The following is a 19,473-nucleotide window of genomic DNA, read 5'->3' as shown; positions in this document are numbered from 1 at the left end:
GCCTCACCGCGAGTCGGCCAAGAACTCCTGCACCAACTTCCGCGGCGCCTGCGTCAGCCACGCCTCGGTGATCAGCTCCTGGAGGTCGCGCACCGAGATCTCGGCCAGGTTGACCAGCACGGCGGGGTAGCCGTCGAAATGCGGAGTGGTGAAGTAGGTTTGCGGCTCGTCGTCGATCAGCGCGAACTTGACCCCCTCGTCGGACACCCGAACGCCGAGGATGTCGCCGCGCGGCGGCTCCGGGCCGTTGCGGGCCAGGGCCTCGCGTTCCGAGGGCCGCAGCGGCCGCTCCCAGGCCAGCAGTTTCTTGCCGACCCGCCAGTCGTGCGGCGACGGCTCGGAGGTGAGGGCCAGCTCGCCGACGATGCGGGCGACCTCGTCCCAGGTGGCCACTCCTCGATTGTGCTCCCGTTTCCGGCCCGTTGCCGTCATATCGGCAAACCGCCGCCGCCGGCAGTCCGTCGCGGCCCGGTGTGTGATGTGATCAGCCTGTGTCTGAAGCAGACGCCGGGGCGGCCCGCCGGCATCGAGTCACCCACCGCACCGAATACCGCTACTCCGACGTCGTGACCAGCTCGTACGGCCGCGGGTTTTTGACCCCGCGCGACTCGCTGCGGCAGCGCCGCGTCGCCCATCGGCTGATCATCGAGCCCGCCCCCGCCGACAGCTCCACCAGCACGGACACCTACGGGAACATCAGCTCCTACTTCCACGTGACCGAGCCGCACAGCATCTTGAAGGTGGTCAGCGATTCGGTCGTCGACGTCTATCCGCCGGCGCCGGGCCTGTATGCCGCCGGGGCGGCCGTGCAGCCGTGGGAGGACGCCCGGCCGGCGGGACGGATCGGGGCGCTGGCCGCCGAGTTCACCCTGGACCTGGATCCGCCCGAGATCACCGACGAGGTCCGCGAGTACGCGGCGCCCAGCTTCACGCCCGGACGCCCGCTGATCGAGGTGCTGCGCGATCTGGCGTCGCGGATCTTCACCGACTTCACCTACCGGTCGGGGTCGACGACGATTTCCACCGGTGTCGCCGAGGTTCTGGCGGCCCGGGAGGGGGTATGTCAAGACTTTGCCAGGCTGGCGATCGCCTGCCTGCGCGCCAACGGTTTGGCGGCCAGTTACGTGTCCGGCTACCTGGCCACCGACCCGCCGCCCGGAAAGGATCGGATGATCGGCATCGACGCCACGCACGCCTGGGCCGCGGTGTGGACTCCGCAGGACCCCGGCCAATTCGAGTGGCTGGGGCTCGATCCCACCAACGACCAGATGATCGACGAGCGCTACATCGTGGTGGGCCGCGGCCGCGACTACGCGGATGTCCCGCCGCTGCGCGGCATCATCTACACCGACTCGCAGCACAGCGTGATCGACGTCGCCGTCGACGTGGTGCCCTATTCAGACCCCATCGAAGGCGACTTCTCGCATGCGTGACTTCACCTGCCCCAACTGTGGCCAGCGCCTGACGTTCGAGAACTCGACGTGCCTGAATTGCGGCAGCGCGCTGGGCTTTTCGCTCGAGCAGATGGCGTTGCTGGTGATCTCCGACGGCGAGGCCACCGAGCACGCCGGCGTCGTGCCCGCCAGCGAGTACCAGCTGTGCGCGAATCTTCAGGTGGCCGAATGCAATTGGCTGGTGCCGGTCAACACCCCGCGATTGCTGTGCGCGTCGTGCGCGCTGACCGCCGAGCGGCCCAACGACGCCGACACCGTCGGGCTGGCCGAGTTCGCCCGGGCCGAGGCGGCCAAACGACGGCTGATCGCCGAGCTGCACGAGCTGAAGCTGCCGATCGTCGGGCGGGACAAGGATCCCGACTACGGGCTGGCCTTCCGGCTGCTGTCCAGCGCACACGAAAACGTGATGACCGGGCACCAGAACGGGGTCATCACAATCGATTTGGCCGAGGGTGACGACGTGCACCGCGAGCAGCTGCGGGTCGAGATGGACGAACCGTACCGGACCCTGCTGGGCCACTTCCGCCACGAGATCGGGCATTACTACTACTACCGGTTGATCGCCCCGTACCGCGACCGCCTGGAGCGGTTCAACGAGCTCTTCGGCGACCCCGACGCCGACTACCAGGCGGCGCTCGACCGCCACTACAGCGAGGGCGCGCCCAACGGCTGGCAGGACCACTTCGTGTCGTCCTACGCCACCATGCATGCGAGCGAGGACTGGGCCGAGACGTTCGCCCACTACCTGCACATCCGGGACGCGCTGGACACCTCGGCGTGGTGCGGGCTGGCGGCGGCGTCGGCCACCTTCGACCGCCCCGCGTTGGGGCCCAGCGCATTTCAGACGATCATCGACATGTGGCTGCCGTTGTCGTGGTCACTGAACATGGTGAACCGGTCGATGGGGCACGACGACCTGTACCCGTTCGTGTTGCCGGCCGCGGTGCTGGAGAAGATGAAGTTCATCCACACCGTCGTCGACGAGGCAACGTCGGAGTCCCGGGGACCCGCGTCCGTGGCGGGTTAGCCGATGTGCTTCTCGATGACGGCGGATCTGGTGGTGGGCGCCGCCCTCGTGCCCGTCGCCGTGGCGACCCTGCGCGAGGTGAAGCACTGGCGCGAAGTGCCCTTCGCCCTGCTGCCGACGGTGTTCTCGGTCCATCAGTTCATCGAGGCGGCGGTGTGGCCCAACGACGTCGTCTCCCCGGGGATGAAACACCTGGCGATGCTCGCCTACGTCTTCATCGCGCTGCCGCTGCTTCCCGCGCTGGTTCCGTGGGCGATCCTGGCGCTGGAACCGAGCGGCGCCCGGCTCCGGGTGGCGCCGTTTGCGGTGCTGGGCACCGTCGTGTCGGTCTATCTCGCCGTCGTCGTGCTCACCGACCCGGTCACGGTGACGATGGGTCCCCATGCGCTGCAGTACCAGACCGGCGTTCGGGGCGGCTACGTGTGGGCGGCGCTCTACGTCATCGCCGTCATCGGGCCCGCGGTGATGTCGGGCTATCGCTCCATCGTGGTGTTCGGGATAGCGAACCTGGTGGGGCTGAGCGTGGTTGCCGTCCTCTACGTGCACGCGTTCGCGTCGCTGTGGTGCATCTACGCCGCGACGCTCTCGGTCCTGGCGCTGGTGCACATGGTGCGGCGCCGGCGGCTGCCCGACCCGCACCGCTACCACGGCGTCGCCGCGGAGCGGGAGGCATCGCCGACCGGCTAGGCGGGCATCACCCGGCGCACGTCGGGACCCCAAAGTGGTTGCATCCCACCGGGTAAGGCCAGCTGCGTGGTGGTGATGACGTCGGCCAGGTTGCGCAGCTCGGCGTGGACCGCGCCGAGCAGGTCCGCCAACTCGGCGCGCCGCCCGTCGTCGCCGACCCGTTCCAGCGCCGCGGGATGGGATCGGCGCAGCAGGGTGCCGATCTCGTCCACCAGACGTTCCGGGCGCGACGAGCCCGACGAGCCGGGCAGGTCCCCGAGATCGGTGCGCAGCCGGTCCAATTGGTACAGCAGCGATCTCGGGTTCTGCGCGTCGAACAGCATCAGCTCGACCATGGCGGAGACGCTGACCTTGCCCGCGGTGCGGCGCCGGTAGATGACCGAGGACTCGCACGCCACCAGGGTGGATTCGATGACGGTCTGTTCGGCGGCGGCCCCGCGCACCACGGTCAGCGTCGCCCGCAGCAACGCGGTCAGCCACAGGCCGCGTTCGATGCGCTTGCCGATGTCCATCATCGTCCAGCCCACGTCGCGCACCATCGACTCGGCGGCCACCCCCGACAGGGTCAGCATCCCGGCCAGCGTCTGGGCCTGCGCCCGGCTCAGCGCGGCGTCGGCCTCGGCGAGCGAGTCCGGCGGCTCGCTGTCGAGCGCCAGCGCGCGCTCCACCGCGGCCAGCACCATCCACGTGTCGTTGGACATCTGGTCGCGCACCGCGCGGGCGGCCAGCGCCAGGCCTTCCACCGACTGCACCAACGAGCCGGGGCGGTGCGGGTCGACGGTGAGCGACCACAGCGTCGAGGGGGCGACGGCGATCATCTCGGCGTGGTCGCCGCCGCCGTCGGCCGCGGTGTCGGTTCCGGTGATGCGGCCCAGCGCGGCCATCAGCACCGGCACGCACTCGCTTTCCTCGCTGTGCTGGTGGTGCCGGTACACGTGGAACCTGTCGCGGGCGACGATGAGCAACCGCGCCATGCTTTCGGCGCGCTCGCCGTAGCGGCCGATCCAGAAGAGGTCGGACAACACGCGCGGGGAACTGACGGCCCAGGTGCCCGCGGCCGTCTTCGCCGGCGGTTCCACGCTCGGCGGGCTGACCGCCTCGGCCCGCGCCCGCTCGGTGGGCCGGATCCAAACATCCTTTGCCGCAACGGTTTTCAACGCGTAGGCGGCGTCCCCGGGCGCCAGCACGTAGCCGATGCCGCCGATCATCGGCGCGTAACCGCCCCGCTGGGCGACGGTGAACAAGCGGATGCCGACGCCCGCCGAGGACAACGCTCCGGCGTGATCGGTGGGTGCTGACGAGAACTGCGGCAGCTCCTGGCCGACCCACTGCCACGGCGCCGCCTCGACCTGGGCCGCCAACCGCGCCAGCTGTGTAGACGACAGCGCCGGTCCGACAAGGGTTTTCGCGCCGACCGTCGACCTCACCAGCAGGGACCCCAGGTTCGCCAGCAAGTGCGAACGCTCGGAGGCGATGCCGCCCCAGTAGGCCGGCGGGCTGGGCAGCAGCAGGGTCTCCGACAGCAGGTGCTCGGCCATGGCGGGCAGGAAACGCTGCAGCCCAGGGTTTTCCAGGACCCCGCTGCCCAGCGTGTTGACGACGGTCACCGTGCCGCGGTGTTGTGCCTCCACCAGACCGGCCACCCCGAGGCGCGAATCGGCGCGCAGATCCAGCGGGTCCGTGTAGTCGGCGTCAACCCGGCGCAGCACCACGTCGACGCGCTTCAGGGTGCCCAGCGAGCGCATCCACAACATGCCCTCGCGCACCACCAGGTCCGCGCTCTCGACCAGGGGGAAGCCCAGCAGGGTGGCCAGATAGGCCTGATCGAAAGCGGTTTCGGAGTAGATGCCCGGGGACAGGACCACCACCACCGGGTCCTGGGCATCGTCGGGTGCCGCGTCGATCAGCGCCAGCCGCAGCGCCTGGGCGAACGGCGTGGTCGGCCGCGGCGCGATGCGTTCGTAGAGGTCGGGAACGGCGTGCGCGACCACGCGCCGGTCGGCCAGCGCGTAGCCGGCCCCCGAGGGCGCCTGGGTCCGGTCGCCGTTGACGACGAAGGCGCCGTCGGGACGCCGGCTGACGTCACAGGCGTGCATGAAAAGCTGGTGGCGCCCGGGGATCTCGATGCCGTTGGCGGCACGGACGTAGCCGGGGTGGGCGAACAGCAGCTCAGGCGGAAGGACACCGTCGGTGAGCAGGCTGCGCGGCCCGTAAAGGTCGGCGAGCACGGCGTCGAGCACCCGGGACCGCTGCAGGAGCCCCGCCTCGAGCATCTCCCAGTCGGCCGCGGACAGCACGAGCGGCAGCGTGTCCAGCTGCCAGGGCCTCGGCTCCTGGCCACGGCCGCCGGGCACGACGTCGGTGTAGGTGATGCCGTCGTTGTCGATCAGCCCGCGCACCACCGAGCGCAGCCGGTCCAGCCCCGCGCGGCCGCGCTCCGCGATCGCGTCGGCCACCTCGGCCCACGCCGGGCGCACGTGGCCGTCGGGGTCGACGAATTCGTCGTAGCCGCTCGCCGGGCCGCGCCGCAGATCGAAGAGCGCTTGCTGGGCGCGGGCGGCCCGGTAGCCGGCCAGCAACCGGTCCGCGTCGTAGCGGCCGCCGGCCGGGGCCGCACCGGTGCCGAATGTCATGTCCGCAAACGCCATTACTGCTGCACGGTACGCACGCGGCGCAAGCCTCCGATGCCCGGCGCGCCGAATTCGCGCCGAGTGTTACGGCGGCGCCGGACCCGGCGGCGGCCCGGGCTGGTAACCCGCCTGCTGCGGCGCGACCACCTGCCCGCCGGAGAACTTGCGGTAGGCGTAGATCCCGATCAGGGAGGCGACCGGGGCCGCCACCAACAGCCCGACCCCGCACGCGAGCGCGCCCACCACGAACAGCGCCACCTCGACCAGCCACACCAGCAGGGCGTTGCCGAAGTTTGCGGTGACGGTGGAGAAGCTGGAGGTCAGCGCCTTGATGGGCTGCTCCGATCGATCGATGGCGAACGGGATCGTGAACTGGGCGAAAATGCCCAGGATCAGGCCCGGCAGGAAGCACAGCGCCGAGGCGATCGAGGTGAGGATGCCGACCAGCAGCGCGGCCAGGAACACCATGCCGAAGTTGCGCGGCTTGAAGAACGAACCGACGGTCACCGGGCGCCCGTCGGCCAGATCCAGGCAGCCGGACAGGAAGGCGGCTTGGGCGAACGCGCCCACCAGGTAGGCGACGAGGTAGCCGAGGATGAGCAGCGTCATCCCGCCGCCGTTGAGGTTCGCCGTGAAGGTGAAGTAGTCGTCGTCGGAGCCGGTCGTCGTCGTGCCCACGCTTTGGCTCAGGCCGACCAGGGCCGAGGCGATGCCGATCAGGATCCCGTACACCAAGGCCGGAACGATCAGTGCCACAGGGTTTTTGGAGAAGGCGTTCCAGGCCCAGCCGAACGCGTCACCGATGCTGAAGGCCGGCGCGGGCGGGCCGCCGTAGCCGGGCGGCGGCCCGTAGCCGGGCGGCGGCCCGTAACCCGGGGGAGGCGCGCCATATCCGGGGGGCGGGCCGTAACCCGGGGGTGGCGGGGGAGGCGTGCCGTAACCGGGCGGTGGCGGGTAGCCGGGGGGATTCTGGCCCCCGCCCTGAGGGTCCGGCGGGCCTGGATGTTCGGGGGGTTGGCTCATGTCCGTCCTTGCTGTCCTGGGAGGAACGCGCGCTGAACTTGGCAAACGCCGAACTTAGCAAAGATGCGGCCGGTGCGCGCGGATCGCCGGGGCCGCAGCGGACGTCCGTCCCTCGTGGTATGCCTGAATCCGTGTCCGACGGTCTGTTTGACCTGCCCGGCGCGCCGCAGCCAGACGATCACGGCTTGGGCGCGTCGAGCGGCTCGCCGCTGGCCGTCCGCATGCGCCCGGCGTCGCTGGACGAGGTGGTCGGGCAGGACCACCTGCTGGCGCCCGGGTCGCCCCTGCGCCGCCTCGTCGAGGGCTCCGGCGTGGCGTCGGCCATCCTGTACGGGCCGCCGGGCAGCGGCAAGACCACGCTGGCCGCGCTGATCTCACAGGCGACCGGGCGCCGGTTCGAGGCGCTGTCGGCGTTGTCGGCCGGTGTGAAAGACGTTCGGGCGGTGATAGAAAAGGCCCGAACCGCGCTCCTCCATGGCGAGCAGACGGTGCTGTTCATCGACGAGGTGCACCGGTTCTCCAAGACCCAGCAGGACGCGCTGCTGTCGGCCGTGGAGAACCGGGTGGTGCTGCTGGTGGCGGCGACCACGGAGAACCCGTCCTTCTCGGTGGTGGCGCCGCTACTGTCCCGCTCGCTGATCCTGCAGTTGCGGCCGCTGAGCGCCGACGACATCCGCACCGTCGTGCAGCGCGCGATCGACGACCCACGCGGCCTGGGCGGGCAGGTCGCGGTCGCGCCCGACGCCGTCGACCTCCTGGTGCGGCTGGCCGCCGGTGACGCCCGCCGCGCGCTGACGGCGCTGGAGGTCGCCGCCGAGGCGGTGCCGCCCGACGGCGAGCTGACCGTCACCGCCATCGAGCAGTCCCTCGACGAAGCCGCCGTGCGTTACGACCGCGACGGCGACCAGCACTACGACGTCATCAGCGCGTTCATCAAGTCGGTGCGCGGCTCGGACGTCGACGCCGCGCTGCACTACCTGGCCCGCATGCTCGTCGCGGGGGAGGATCCACGGTTCGTCGCGCGCCGGCTGATGATCCTGGCCAGCGAGGACATCGGCATGGCCGACCCGACCGCGCTGCAGGTCGCGGTCGCGGCCGCGCAGACGGTCGCGCTGATCGGCATGCCCGAGGCGCAACTCACCTTGGCGCACTGCACGATTCACCTGGCCACCGCGCCGAAATCCAACGCCGTCACCACCGCGCTGGGCGCGGCGATGGCCGACATCAGGGCCGGCAAGGCCGGCCTCGTGCCGCCCCACCTGCGCGACGGACACTATTCGGGGGCGGAGGCGCTGGGCAATGCGCAGGGCTACAAATACTCCCATGATCAGCCGGATGGTGTTGCGGCGCAACAGTATCCGCCCGACGAGCTGGTGGGCGTCGACTACTACCGGCCCACCGCCCGGGGCTTCGAGCGCGACATGGCGGGCCGGCTGGAGCGGCTGCGCGCGATCATCCGCCGGAAGCGGGGTGACAAGGGATGAAAACCTTCAGCGACGAGGAGATGGGCCAACTGCTGCCCACCGCCAAGCAATACAGCGTCGTCATCCTCAAGCGCGGCCCGAGGTTCGGGGACGAGTCGTCAGCGCAGATCATCTGGGAGCACGGCCGGCGCAACTTCGGACTGCGTGACGACGGCGTGCTCGCGGTGGTACTGCCGGTCACCGACGAGTCCGACGTCTGCGGCATCGGCGTTTTCGCCGCGACCGTCGACGAGACCGCCGCCATCATGGCCGACGACCCGGGGGTGGCGGCGGGGGTGTTCGTCTACCAGGTGCACGCCTGCCGCGGATTCCCCGGGGACGCGCTGCCCTGACCCGCGGGCGCGCGCTCAGACCAGCTCGGGCACCCGAAGGTGGGCGATCGCCAGCTCGAATTCCCCGACGTCGATCACCTCGGCCCCCAGCTCGCGCACCCGCCGGCTGCGCAGCTCGGTGGCGCGGTCGCGGTTGCGGGCCATCGCGTCCATCGAGTCGAACGTCGAGCAGGTCACCGCCCGGCGGCAGCTGGGGTGGTCGACCAGCAGGCTGGCACTGCAGAACCCGTCCAGGTTCTCCATCTCGGGCAGCACCGCCATCCGGTAGAAGTCCAGGGATCTGCTCAGCTGGTCCGGCACCACCTTGAGCCAGGTGGCGCGCACGCACGCGCCCTGGCGGGAGGGGTGGTCGCGGTGCAGCAGGGCGATGTCCCATTCCTCCACCCGCGCGCTGCCGTCGAACATCAGCGCGGCCCGGTCACGGATGGGCGCGACCCGCTCGGCGCTGCCACGCATCGCCTCCACCGTCTCCCACGAACTGGTGGCGATGCAGGTGCCGGACTGCCGGTCGACCAACAGCGACAACCCCAACCACCCGTCGATCTCCTTGAGGGCGGGCATGACGACGTCGCGAACATGCGCAATTCCGATGTCGACCGAAAGGGGTTGCGCCTGGATGGTGGTAGAGCGTGCGTACACGGTCGACCCCTTCTCTGTCGGGGCGGCACCCCGGTGGCGCCACCGGTCCCACCAGTTACCTTCCTCCTGCCGGCAACTCGCCGCAATGCTTTCGGGACGCGGATCGGCGACCGGCCGAATGCCTGGTTCGGCCGGTCCACCGCCCCTCTCGATCAGACCAGCTCGGGCACTCGCAGGTGCGCCAGCGCCAGCTCGAACTCGCATTCATCGAGCTCCTCGGCGCGCGCCTCTTGCATCGAGGAGCTCTTCAGCGCGGTTGCCTGTTCCCTGTTCCGCTCCATCGCGTCGATGCTGTCGAACGTCGCCGAGGACACGCCACGCCCGGAGGCGCGGTCGATCAGCAGGCTCGCACTGCAGAACCCGTCGAGGCCCTCGAGCTGGGGCAGGACGGACGACTTGTAGTACTCGATGCCTTGGTCCATGGTCTCCGGCGGCACCATGACCCACGTCGCCCGCACGCCCGCACCGTCGGGCGCGTGGTGGTCGCGATGCAGCACCGCGATCTCCCACTGCTCGACGTCCGTCGTGCCCCCGAACATTTCCGCCGCCCGATCGCGGATTCCCGTCACGGCTTCACCGCTGGCGCGCATGGCTTCGTCGCTCTCCCAGGCGCTGGTGGCGATGCACCGGCCGGAGCGACGGTCGACCAAAAGGGATACTCCGATGCAGCCCGGCATGCCTTGCAGCGCGGGCATGACCTCATCGCGAACATGCGCTATCCCGGCGTCGATCGACGAGGGTTGCGCCTGAATTGTGGTAGAGCGTGCGTACACGATCCACCCCCTCTTTGTTCGGGGCAGCGCCCCGGTGGCGCCACCGGTCATGAACCACCTTCCTCCTGCGGGTTACGCGCCGCAATGCCCAAATGTGGTCGCGCTCACAAACGATTGGCCGCTCGCGACGCGCGCGCCGTAGGCTGGTTCGGATGCATACCGATGTGCTGGACGTGGACACCTCCCGCCGCCGCATCGTCGATCTCACCGAGGCGGTGCGCGGCTTCTGCTGGTCGCGCGGGGACGGTCTGTGCAACGTGTTCATCCCGCACGCCACGGCGGGGGTGGCCATCATCGAGACGGGCGCCGGCTCCGACGATGACCTGGTCGACACGCTGGAACGGCTGCTGCCGCGCGACGACCGTTACCGGCACGCGCACGGCTCCGAGGGGCACGGCGCCGACCACGTGATGCCCGCGCTCGTCGCGCCGTCGGTGACGGTTCCGGTCTCCGGCGGGGAGCCGATGCTGGGCACCTGGCAGAGCATCGTGCTGGTCGACCTGAACCGCGACAACCCGCAACGCTCGGTCCGGCTGAGCTTTTTGGAGGGTTAGCGGCCCGGTAGCCGACGCCACCGAGCAGGTACTGTGAGCGGTCGAAATGCGTCGTTAGACGGGCTTCCCATACCCCGGCGAATAGGCTGGGAACAAGACGTCGAAGTAAGAGAAAGAAGCGGACTCCGAAAGTGCAGACACACGAGATCAGGAAACGGTTTCTTGATCATTTCGTGAAGGCGGGTCACACCGAGGTGCCGAGCGCATCGGTGATCCTCGACGACCCCAACCTGCTGTTCGTCAACGCGGGCATGGTCCAGTTCGTGCCCTACTTCCTGGGCGCGCGCACACCGGAATACCCGACCGCCACCAGCATCCAGAAGTGCATCCGCACCCCCGACATCGACGAGGTCGGGATCACCACCCGGCACAACACGTTCTTCCAGATGGCCGGGAATTTCTCGTTCGGCGACTACTTCAAGCGCCGCGCCATCGAATTGGCGTGGACCCTGCTGACCAACAGCGTCGAGCAGGGCGGCTACGGCCTGGATCCCGAACGCATCTGGGCGACGGTCTATTTCGACGACGACGAGGCCGTGCAGCTGTGGAAGGAGATCGCCGGGCTGCCCGACGAGCGCATCCAGCGCCGCGGCATGGCCGACAACTACTGGTCGATGGGCATCCCCGGGCCGTGCGGCCCGTCCTCGGAGATCTATTACGACCGGGGACCCGAATTCGGCGTCGAGGGCGGCCCGATCGCCAACGAGGACCGCTACATCGAGATCTGGAACCTCGTGTTCATGCAGAACGAGCGCGGGGAGGGGACCGGCAAGGAGGACTTCGAGATCCTCGGGCCGTTGCCCCGCAAGAACATTGACACCGGCATGGGTGTGGAGCGGGTCGCGTTCATCCTGCAGGGCGTGCACAACGTCTACGAGACCGACCTGTTGCGCCCGGTCATCGACGCCGTGGCCGCGCGGGCCCCGCGCGGATACGACGCCGGCAACCACGACGACGACGTGCGCTACCGGGTCATCGCCGACCACAGCCGCACCGCGGCCATCCTGATCGGCGACGGCGTCACGCCGGGCAACGACGGCCGCGGCTACGTGCTGCGCCGGCTGCTGCGCCGGGTGATCCGCTCGGCCAAGCTGCTCGACATCGAGGGCCCCATCGTCGGCGACCTGATGGCCACCGTGCGCGACGCGATGGGCCCGTCGTATCCCGAACTCGTCGCCGATTTCGACCGGATCAGGCGCATCGCCGTCGCCGAGGAAACCGCGTTCAACCGCACGCTGGCGGCGGGATCGAAACTGTTCGACGAGGTCGCCGGCACCACCAAAGCCTCAGGCGCGAAGGCGATTTCGGGATCGGACGCCTTCACCCTGCACGACACCTACGGGTTCCCGATCGAGCTCACGCTGGAGATGGCGTCCGAGGCCGGCCTGCAGGTGGACGAGGTCGGGTTCCGGGAGCTGATGGCCGAACAGCGCCGCCGCGCCAAGGCCGACGCCGCCGCCCGCAAGCACGCGCACGCGGACCTGAGCGCGTACCGCGAACTGGTCGACGCCGGCCCCACCGAATTCACCGGCTTCGACGAATTGACGTCCGAGGCAAAGCTTTTGGGAATCTTCGTCGACGGCAAGCGGGTGCCGGTGGTCACGCACGGCACCGAGGGGGTCGACCGCGTCGAACTCGTGCTGGACCGCACCCCGCTCTACGCCGAGGCCGGCGGCCAGATCGCCGACGAGGGCACCATCAGCGGGACGGGCGCCAGCGGGAGCGCCCGCGCCGCGGTCACCGACGTGCAGAAGATCGCCAAAACCCTGTGGGTGCACCGGGTCAACGTCGAGTCCGGGGAATTCGTGGAGGGCGACACCGTCATCGCGGCCGTCGACCCGCAATGGCGGCGGGGCGCCACCCAGGGCCACTCGGGAACCCACATGGTGCACGCGGCGCTGCGACAAGTGTTGGGCCCCAACGCCGTTCAGGCCGGATCGCTGAACCGGCCGGGCTACCTGCGCTTCGACTTCAACTGGCAGGGCGCCCTGTCCGACGAACAGCGCACCCAGATCGAAGAGGTGACCAACCAGGCCGTGCAGGCCGACTTCGAGGTGCACACGTTCACCGAGCAACTCGAAAAGGCCAAGGCCATGGGGGCGATCGCGATGTTCGGCGAACGCTATCCCGACGAGGTGCGGGTGGTGGAGATCGGCGGGCCCTTCTCGCTGGAGCTGTGCGGCGGGACCCACGTGCACAACTCCGCGCAGATCGGGCCGGTCACGATCCTGGGCGAATCCTCGGTCGGCTCCGGGGTGCGCCGGGTCGAGGCCTACGTCGGGCTGGAGTCCTTCCGGCACCTGGCCAAGGAACGCGCGCTGATGGCCGGGCTGGCGTCGTCGCTCAAGGTGCCGTCCGACGAGGTGCCCGCCCGGGTGGCCAACCTGGTGGAGCGGCTCAAGGCGGCGGAGAAGGAGCTCGAACGCGCCCGGTTGGCCGGCGCGAAGGCCGCCGCCACCGACGCCGCGGCCGGCGCGGAGCGCATCGGTAACGTCCGGGTGGTGGCGCAACGGATGACCGGCGGGATGACGGCGGGCGATCTGCGCTCCCTGGTCGGTGACATCCGCGGCAAGCTGGGCGGCGATCCCGCGGTGGTCGCGCTGATCGCCGACGGCGAGGGCGGAAGCGTGCCGTATGCGGTCGCGGCCAATCCGGCCGCCCAGGACCTCGGGCTTCGCGCCAACGACCTGGTCAAGAAGCTGGCCGCGGCGGTCGACGGCCGCGGCGGCGGAAAGGCCGACCTGGCGCAGGGCTCCGGCAAGGACCCGACCGGCATCGACGCCGCCCTCGCCGCAATCCGCTCGGAGATCACCGCGATAGCGCGGGTCGGTTGAGTGGTTTCCGCACAGCACCGCGCGCCCGACCGGCCCGGCGATCCTGACCAGGACCCCGGGCGGGGCCGGCGGCTCGGCGTCGACGTGGGCAGCGTCCGCATCGGCGTGGCCTGCAGCGACCCCGACGCCATCCTGGCCACCCCGGTGGAAACCGTGCGCCGCGACCGCTCCGGCAAACACCTGCGCCGCCTGGCGGCGCTGGCCGCCGAACTCGAGGCCGTCGAGGTGGTCGTCGGGCTGCCGCGCACGCTGGCCGACCGCACCGGTCCCTCGGCGATCGACGCGATCGAGCTGGCGGACGCGCTGGCCGACCGCGTCGCACCCACGCCGGTGCGGCTGGCCGACGAGCGACTGACCACGGTGAGCGCGCAGCGATCGCTGCGCGCGGCCGGGGTGCGGGCCAAAGAGCAGCGTGCGGTGATCGACCAGGCGGCGGCGGTGGCCATCCTGCAGAGTTGGCTGGATCAGCGCCGCGCGACCCTGACCGGGCCCGGGGAGCGTGCCGATGGTTGACAGCGCACGGCGTGAACGCGCCGAACCCGAGGCCGTGGGTCCGCCCCGGCGCAGGTCGAGCCGCACCGCCCGCAATCGGGCGGAGCGGGGCCGCCGGCGCCGGCGCACCGCCCTGCGCACCGCGCTGGCGCTGGTGGCGGTCATCGTGGTGGCGGGTGTTTTCGCCGGCGGCAAGCTGTGGCACGCCGTGTTCGGTCCCGGTGACGACTACACCGGAAACGGCAAGCGCGACATCGTGATTCAGATCAAGGACGGCGACTCGACCACCATGGTCGGGGAGACGCTGCAGAACGAGCACGTGATCAAGACCGTCCGCGCGTTCGTCAACGCCGCGCACGGCAACAGCAAGATCTCCTCGATCCAGCCCGGTTTCTACCGGATGCGCACCGAGATCCCGGCCGCCAACGCCGTCACGCGGCTAGCCGACCCCGACAGCCGGGTGGGCCGGCTGGTCATCCCGGAGGGCCGGCAGCTCGACGACACCACCGACATGAAGACCAACGTGGTCAACCCCGGCATCTTCACCCTGATCTCGCGGGCCACCTGCGTGGATTTCGACGGGAGTAAGCGGTGCGTCTCCGTGGAGGACCTGCGCGCGGCCGCCACCAACAGTTCTCCCTTGGCGTTGGCGGTGCCGCCCTGGGCCACCGAACCCGTCGGTGAGCTCGGCAAGGACCACCGCCGCATCGAGGGGCTGATCGCGCCGGGGACCTTCAACGTCGATCCGTCCGCGCCGCCCGAGACCATCCTGTCGAACCTGATCGGCGCCGGGGCGGTGGAGTACATGAAGTCCGGGCTGGTCGACACCGCCCAGGCCATGGGCCTGTCGCCCTACGACATCCTGGTGGTGGCGTCGCTGGTGCAGCAGGAGGCCAGGTCGCAGGACTTCGCGAAGGTTGCCCGCGTCATCTACAACCGGCTGCACGCCCACCACACGCTGGAGTTCGACTCGACCGTCAACTACCCGCTGGACCGCCGGGAGGTGGCCACCACCGACGGCGACCGGGCCCAGAAGACGCCGTGGAACACCTACGTGTCCCAGGGCCTGCCGGCCACCGCGATCTGTTCGCCCGGTGTCGACGCGCTCAACGCCGCCGAGCACCCCGAACCCGGCGACTGGTTGTACTTCGTCACCATCGACGGTCAGGGGACGACGCTGTTCACCAAGGATTATCAGCAGCACCTGGCCAACATCGAGCTGGCTAAGCACAACGGTGTCCTCGATTCCGCCCGCTGACGGCGATCGCAAGCGCGGCGAAGCCGGGCGCAGCGGGTCGCCGCTCGGTCAAGCCAGCGGCGCACCCCGGAAGGCGGCGGTGCTCGGCAAACCCATCGCCCACTCGAAATCCCCGCAGCTGCACCTGGCGGCCTACCGCGCGCTGGGCCTGACCGGCTGGACCTACGACCGCATCGAATGCGACGCCGACCAGCTGCCCGGGGTGGTCGGCGGGCTCGGCCCCGAATGGGTCGGGGTGTCGGTGACCATGCCGGGCAAGTTCGCCGCCCTGGCGTTCGCCGACGAGCGCACCGAGCGTGCCGAGCGGGTGGGGTCGGCCAACACCCTGGTGCGCACCCCGGCGGGCTGGCGGGCCGACAACACCGACATCGACGGGGTGGCGGGCGCGCTCGGGTCGACGGCCTCTGGATGGGCGCTGGTCTGTGGATCGGGCGGCACCGCGCCGGCGGCCGTCGCCGGCCTGGCGCAACTGGGCGTCGGCGGCATCACCGTCGTGGCCCGCAATCCCGGCAAGGCGGCCCGGCTGGTGGAGCTGGGACACGCGATGGGCGTCGCGACGCGGTTCTGCGACCTCGACGGCGGCGGGCTGGCCGACGAGGTCGCTTCCGCCGACGTGCTGGTCAGCACCATTCCCGCGGACGTGGCCGCCCGCTATGCCGGCACGTTCGCCGGCATCGGTGTGCTGCTCGACGCCGTCTACGACCCGTGGCCGACGCCGCTGGCCGCCGCGGTGAGCGCCGCGGGGGGCCGGGTGATCAGCGGCGTGCAGATGCTGTTGCACCAGGCCTTCGCGCAGGTCGAACAGTTCACCGGGCTGCCGGCGCCCCGCGAGGCCATGGCTTGCGCCCTGGAGGCATCGGATTAGCCTGCCGCGCATGCGGATTGCGGCGGGGTGCCTGGTGCTGGCCTGGTTGGCGGCGTTGAGCTGCTACGACATCCACCAACGGCGCTTGCCCAACGCGCTGACCCTGACCGGCGCCGCGGCGATCCTGGCGGTGGCCGGGGTGGCCGGGCGCGGGTGGTCGGCGCTGGCCGGAGCCGCGGCGTTGACCGCGATCTATCTGCTGGTCCACTGGGTGGCGCCGGGCGGGATGGGGGCCGGCGACGTCAAGCTGGCCATCGGCGTGGGCGCGCTGACCGGTTGTTGTGGCGCCGGCGTGTGGTTCCTGGCGGCGTTCGGTGCGCCGCTGCTGACCGTGCTGGTCGGGATGGTCGCCCGGATTCGCGGCGGCGCTCGGGGCGGCCGCACGGTGCCGCACGGGCCGTCGATGTGCTTGGCCAGCGCGGCGGGCATCGGCCTGTCGCTGCTCTGACGCCTTCAGTTGCCGACGACGGCGGGGCGCAGCAGCGGCAACAGCTCGTCGCCGAGCCGGACCGTCTCCGACTTGTACGGGGTGTCCGACAGCACGAAATGGCTGACCCCCAGGTCGGCGTATTTGCGCAGCGCGGCGGCGACTTCGGCGGCCGACCCGACCAGCCACGTCGTCCCGGCGCCTTCGCCGCCGTACTTGCTCGGCGTCGTATACAGACAGGAATCGAGCACCTCGCCGCGCGCGGCGAGGTCGGACAGCCGCCGCTGGCCCGCGGATCCCTTCGGGTCGTGCAGCAGCTGCATGGTGGGCGTTCCGGCCAGGGTGGCGACCTTGGCCTCGGCGTCGCGCCAGGCCTGCTCGGAGGTGTCGCGCACCAGCGTGGTGACCCGCAGGCCGAACTCCAGCGGCGCGTGCTCGCGACCGAGCTTGGCGGACAACGACTTCAGCCGGTCGATGCGTTCGGCGATCCCGTCCAGGGGCTCCCCCCAGAACAGTTGGACGTCGGCGTCGGTCGCGGCGACCTGCTCGGCGGCCGCCGATGCCCCACCGAAGTACAGCGTCGGGTGCCGGCCCTCGGCCGCGCCGAGCGGGCGGGGCTGCAGGCTCGAGTGTTCGACGGTGTAGAACTCGCCGCGGTGGGTGACGTCGTCCTCGCGCCACAACCGGCGCAGCAACCGGATGAATTCCCGCGTGCGGTCGTAGCGGCGTGACTTGTCGACCTCGGCGTCGCCGTAGGCGGCCGGATCGTCGGCGCCGCTGACGATGTTGACCAGCAGCCGGCCGTCGTTGAGCCGGTCGAGGGTGGCCGCCGCGCTGGCGAAATGCGCCGGATGCCAGTACCCGGGACGGACCGCCACCAGCGGCGCGAAGCGGTTGGTGCGCGCGGCGATTGCGGTCGCGACCGTGAAGGTGTCCGGACGTCCCCAGCCGGTGCCGATCAGCGCGCCGTCCCAGCCGTGTTGCTCGGCGCGCTGCGCCAGTTCGACGGAATAGTCGAGGCTTCCCCAGCCGTCGACGGTGTCGTCGCCGCGATGGCCGGGCTCGACGGTATTCGGTATGTACCAGAGAAATTGACCCACCAGACAAGATGCTGGCACACGACCGCGGCGGCCCGGCCCGGCCGCCGACCGAATCGCGTGGTCACCCCTGGCATCAGGGAGGATGAAAGTCCCCGCATCGGTTCCCCGCAGCCGCGGGCTGCGCGAATCGGCTTTCGGAAGCCGCCATGGGAAGATGGGACGCGTGTTGCGTTGGATCACCGCCGGGGAGTCGCATGGCCGTGCGCTGGTGGCCGTGCTCGAAGGCATGGTCGCCGGCGTGGAGGTCACCTCCCTGGACATTTCGGAGCAGTTGGCCCGCCGCCGGCTCGGTTACGGCCGCGGCGCCCGGATGGCGTTCGAGCGGGACGCGGTGAGCGTGCTGTCCGGGGTGCGCCACGGCGTCACCCTGGGCGGGCCCATCGCCGTCGAGATCGGCAATACCGAATGGCCGAAGTGGGAGACCGTGATGGCTCCCGACCCGGTCGACCCCGGCGAGCTGGCCGACAGCGCGCGCAACGCCCCGCTGACCCGGCCGCGGCCCGGCCACGCCGACTACGCGGGCATGCTCAAGTACGGCTTCGACGACGCCCGGCCGGTCCTGGAGCGGGCCAGCGCCCGGGAGACCGCGGCCCGCGTCGCCGCGGCGACCGTCGCCCGGTCGTTCCTGCGCCAGGCGCTGGGCGTCGAGGTGCTCTCGCACGTGATCGCGATCGGCCCGTCGGCGCCCTACGAGGGCCCGCCGCCGGGCCCGGGGGACCTGGCCGCGATCGACGCCAGCCCGGTCCGCGCGTACGACGAGGCGGCCGAAAAGGCGATGATCGCCGAGATCGAAGCGGCCAAGAAGGACGGCGACACCCTCGGCGGTGTGGTCGAGGTGGTCGCCCTGGGCCTGCCCGTCGGGCTGGGCTCGTTCACCAGCGGCGACAACCGGCTCGACAGCCAGCTCGCCGCCGCCGTCATGGGCATCCAGGCGATCAAGGGCGTCGAGATCGGCGACGGATTCGAGACCGCGCGCCGCCGCGGCAGCCGTGCCCACGACGAGATGTACCCGGGCCCCGACGGCGTGGTCCGCTCGACCAACCGCGCCGGCGGGCTCGAAGGCGGCATGACCAACGGCCAGCCGCTGCGCGTGCGCGCGGCGATGAAGCCGATTTCCACCGTCCCGCGCGCGCTGGCCACCGTCGACATGGCGACCGGCGACGAAGCCGTCGCGATCCACCAGCGCTCGGACGTGTGCGCGGTGCCCGCCGCCGGCGTGGTGGTCGAGGCCATGGTTGCGCTGGTGCTGGCCCGCGCCGCGCTGCAGAAATTCGGCGGCGATTCGCTGGCCGAAACCCGCCGCAACGTCGAGGCCTATCGCAGGGCGGTCGCCGAGCGGGAATCGCCGGCCGCCCGGGGCACGGCGTGATGGCGCCCAAAGCGGTCCTGATCGGGTTGCCGGGGTCGGGCAAGTCCACCATCGGGCGCCGGCTCGCCAAGGCGCTCGACGTCGGCTTCCTCGACACCGACGCGGCGATCGAGCAGCGGACCGGGCGGCGCATCGACGAGATCTTCGCCACCGACGGCGAACGGGAATTCCGGCGCATCGAAGAGGACGTGGTCCGCGCCGCGCTGGCCGACCACGACGGCGTGCTGTCGTTGGGCGGCGGCGCCGTCACCAGCCCCGGCGTCCGCGAGGCGCTCGCCGGCCACACCGTCGTCTACCTGGAGATCAGCGCCACCGAAGGCGTCCGGCGCACCGGCGGCAACACGGTGCGCCCGCTGCTGGCCGGGCCCGACCGCGCCGACAAATACCGCGCGCTGATGGCCGAACGCAGTCCGCTGTATCGCCGGGCGGCGACCATCCGCGTCGACACCAACCGCCGCAACCCCGGCGCGGTGGTCCGCTACATCGTCTCGCGGTTGCAGGCACCGGCGGGGGCGGCCACGTGAG

At 70.8% G+C, this 19,473-nt stretch carries 19 protein-coding genes; 13 read left to right on the top strand and 6 right to left on the bottom strand.

Going from position 1 to position 19,473, the window contains the following annotated elements; genetic code table 11:
• Nucleotides 1-3: 3 nt before the first annotated feature.
• A complete protein-coding gene (locus W7S_RS16330; RefSeq protein ID WP_008258269.1) occupies nt 4-393 on the bottom strand; it encodes an MmcQ/YjbR family DNA-binding protein in 390 nt (129 codons plus the stop codon).
• A gap of 98 nt (nt 394-491) precedes the next feature.
• Between W7S_RS16330 and W7S_RS16325 the strand changes: the two genes are divergently transcribed.
• Genes W7S_RS16325 through W7S_RS16315 form a run of 3 tightly spaced genes read left to right on the top strand, consistent with a single transcriptional unit; the run spans nt 492 to nt 3,168 of the window.
• The gene (locus W7S_RS16325) at nt 492-1,433 is read left to right on the top strand and encodes a transglutaminase family protein (RefSeq protein WP_008258268.1); all 942 of its coding nucleotides are present in this window, start codon (nt 492-494) and stop codon (nt 1,431-1,433) included.
• Nucleotides 1,426-2,481, top strand: coding sequence for a putative zinc-binding metallopeptidase (locus W7S_RS16320; RefSeq protein WP_008258267.1), 1,056 nt, complete (start codon nt 1,426-1,428; stop codon nt 2,479-2,481). Before W7S_RS16325 ends, W7S_RS16320 begins: the two co-directional genes overlap by 8 nt.
• Nucleotides 2,482-2,496: 15 nt before the next feature.
• The gene (locus tag W7S_RS16315) at nt 2,497-3,168 is read left to right on the top strand and encodes a DUF6629 family protein (RefSeq protein ID WP_008258266.1); all 672 of its coding nucleotides are present in this window, start codon (nt 2,497-2,499) and stop codon (nt 3,166-3,168) included.
• On the opposite strand, the gene W7S_RS16310 is transcribed toward W7S_RS16315, so the two are convergent.
• Both W7S_RS16310 and W7S_RS16305 read right to left on the bottom strand, forming a co-directional pair.
• The gene (locus tag W7S_RS16310) at nt 3,165-5,816 is read right to left on the bottom strand and encodes a circularly permuted type 2 ATP-grasp protein (RefSeq protein ID WP_008258265.1); all 2,652 of its coding nucleotides are present in this window, start codon (nt 5,814-5,816) and stop codon (nt 3,165-3,167) included. The genes W7S_RS16315 and W7S_RS16310 overlap by 4 nt on opposite strands.
• 66 nt (nt 5,817-5,882) lie before the next feature.
• Entirely contained in the window at nt 5,883-6,821 is a 939-nt protein-coding gene (locus W7S_RS16305; protein ID WP_020822993.1) for a hypothetical protein, read from the bottom strand.
• A gap of 119 nt (nt 6,822-6,940) precedes the next feature.
• Here W7S_RS16305 and W7S_RS16300 point away from each other — a divergent pair, with 119 nt between their 5' ends.
• The gene (locus tag W7S_RS16300; protein WP_014712009.1) at nt 6,941-8,305 is read left to right on the top strand and encodes a replication-associated recombination protein A; all 1,365 of its coding nucleotides are present in this window, start codon (nt 6,941-6,943) and stop codon (nt 8,303-8,305) included.
• Complete coding sequence (locus tag W7S_RS16295) at nt 8,302-8,637, top strand: hypothetical protein (RefSeq protein WP_009955916.1); 336 nt, start codon at nt 8,302-8,304, stop codon at nt 8,635-8,637. The genes W7S_RS16300 and W7S_RS16295 overlap by 4 nt, the downstream gene beginning before the upstream one ends.
• Nucleotides 8,638-8,652: 15 nt before the next feature.
• Here W7S_RS16295 and W7S_RS16290 read toward each other — a convergent pair whose 3' ends face one another.
• Nucleotides 8,653-9,276, bottom strand: a complete 624-nt coding sequence (locus tag W7S_RS16290; protein WP_008258260.1) for a hypothetical protein — start codon at nt 9,274-9,276, stop codon at nt 8,653-8,655.
• A gap of 152 nt (nt 9,277-9,428) precedes the next feature.
• On the bottom strand, nt 9,429-10,049 hold the full coding sequence (locus W7S_RS16285; RefSeq protein WP_014382843.1) for a putative quinol monooxygenase: 621 nt from the start codon (nt 10,047-10,049) through the stop codon (nt 9,429-9,431).
• A 164-nt stretch (nt 10,050-10,213) separates the two neighbouring features.
• Here W7S_RS16285 and W7S_RS16280 point away from each other — a divergent pair, with 164 nt between their 5' ends.
• From W7S_RS16280 to W7S_RS16255, 6 genes are all read left to right on the top strand, one after another.
• Nucleotides 10,214-10,603 carry a secondary thiamine-phosphate synthase enzyme YjbQ gene (locus W7S_RS16280; RefSeq protein ID WP_008258256.1) on the top strand — a complete coding sequence of 130 codons (390 nt, stop codon included), beginning with the start codon at nt 10,214-10,216 and terminating at the stop codon, nt 10,601-10,603.
• A gap of 131 nt (nt 10,604-10,734) precedes the next feature.
• The gene (gene alaS, locus W7S_RS16275) at nt 10,735-13,437 is read left to right on the top strand and encodes an alanine--tRNA ligase (protein WP_014385286.1); all 2,703 of its coding nucleotides are present in this window, start codon (nt 10,735-10,737) and stop codon (nt 13,435-13,437) included.
• Nucleotides 13,438-13,950, top strand: coding sequence for a Holliday junction resolvase RuvX (ruvX, locus tag W7S_RS16270; RefSeq protein ID WP_008258252.1), 513 nt, complete (start codon nt 13,438-13,440; stop codon nt 13,948-13,950).
• On the top strand, nt 13,943-15,187 hold the full coding sequence (gene mltG, locus W7S_RS16265) for an endolytic transglycosylase MltG (RefSeq protein WP_008258249.1): 1,245 nt from the start codon (nt 13,943-13,945) through the stop codon (nt 15,185-15,187). Before ruvX ends, mltG begins: the two co-directional genes overlap by 8 nt.
• Before the next feature lie 79 nt (nt 15,188-15,266).
• On the top strand, nt 15,267-16,052 hold the full coding sequence (locus W7S_RS16260; RefSeq protein ID WP_029385085.1) for a shikimate dehydrogenase: 786 nt from the start codon (nt 15,267-15,269) through the stop codon (nt 16,050-16,052).
• A gap of 10 nt (nt 16,053-16,062) precedes the next feature.
• A complete protein-coding gene (locus tag W7S_RS16255; RefSeq protein WP_008258242.1) occupies nt 16,063-16,500 on the top strand; it encodes an A24 family peptidase in 438 nt (145 codons plus the stop codon).
• 5 nt (nt 16,501-16,505) lie between these two features.
• On the opposite strand, the gene W7S_RS16250 is transcribed toward W7S_RS16255, so the two are convergent.
• On the bottom strand, nt 16,506-17,579 hold the full coding sequence (locus W7S_RS16250; RefSeq protein ID WP_008258241.1) for an LLM class flavin-dependent oxidoreductase: 1,074 nt from the start codon (nt 17,577-17,579) through the stop codon (nt 16,506-16,508).
• A 163-nt stretch (nt 17,580-17,742) separates the two neighbouring features.
• Between W7S_RS16250 and aroC the strand changes: the two genes are divergently transcribed.
• Nucleotides 17,743-18,948: a chorismate synthase gene (aroC, locus tag W7S_RS16245; protein WP_008258240.1), complete on the top strand. Its 1,206-nt coding sequence runs from the start codon at nt 17,743-17,745 to the stop codon at nt 18,946-18,948.
• Nucleotides 18,948-19,472, top strand: a complete 525-nt coding sequence (locus W7S_RS16240) for a shikimate kinase (protein ID WP_008258238.1) — start codon at nt 18,948-18,950, stop codon at nt 19,470-19,472. Before aroC ends, W7S_RS16240 begins: the two co-directional genes overlap by 1 nt.
• Nucleotide 19,473 lies beyond the last annotated feature (1 nt).

The sequence above is a fragment of the Mycobacterium sp. MOTT36Y genome (assembly GCF_000262165.1).
Taxonomy (GTDB): Bacteria; Actinomycetota; Actinomycetes; order Mycobacteriales; family Mycobacteriaceae; genus Mycobacterium; species Mycobacterium intracellulare.
The sequence above is the reverse complement of the archived record's forward strand: the minus strand, read 5'-3'. Positions and strand labels throughout refer to the sequence as shown.

Bases quoted from the DNA above. Each gene is read 5' to 3' on its own strand.
- W7S_RS16320 (WP_008258267.1), top strand. From the start codon at position 1,426: ATGCGTGACTTCACCTGCCCCAACTGTGGCCAGCGCCTGACGTTCGAG.
- W7S_RS16315 (WP_008258266.1), top strand. From the start codon at position 2,497: ATGACGGCGGATCTGGTGGTGGGCGCCGCCCTCGTGCCCGTCGCCGTG.
- W7S_RS16310 (WP_008258265.1), bottom strand. From the start codon at position 5,816: ATGGCGTTTGCGGACATGACATTCGGCACCGGTGCGGCCCCGGCCGGC.
- W7S_RS16305 (WP_020822993.1), bottom strand. From the start codon at position 6,821: ATGAGCCAACCCCCCGAACATCCAGGCCCGCCGGACCCTCAGGGCGGG.
- W7S_RS16300 (WP_014712009.1), top strand. From the start codon at position 6,941: ATGCCTGAATCCGTGTCCGACGGTCTGTTTGACCTGCCCGGCGCGCCG.
- W7S_RS16295 (WP_009955916.1), top strand. From the start codon at position 8,302: ATGAAAACCTTCAGCGACGAGGAGATGGGCCAACTGCTGCCCACCGCC.
- mltG (WP_008258249.1), top strand. From the start codon at position 13,943: ATGGTTGACAGCGCACGGCGTGAACGCGCCGAACCCGAGGCCGTGGGT.
- W7S_RS16255 (WP_008258242.1), top strand. From the start codon at position 16,063: ATGCGGATTGCGGCGGGGTGCCTGGTGCTGGCCTGGTTGGCGGCGTTG.
- W7S_RS16240 (WP_008258238.1), top strand. From the start codon at position 18,948: ATGGCGCCCAAAGCGGTCCTGATCGGGTTGCCGGGGTCGGGCAAGTCC.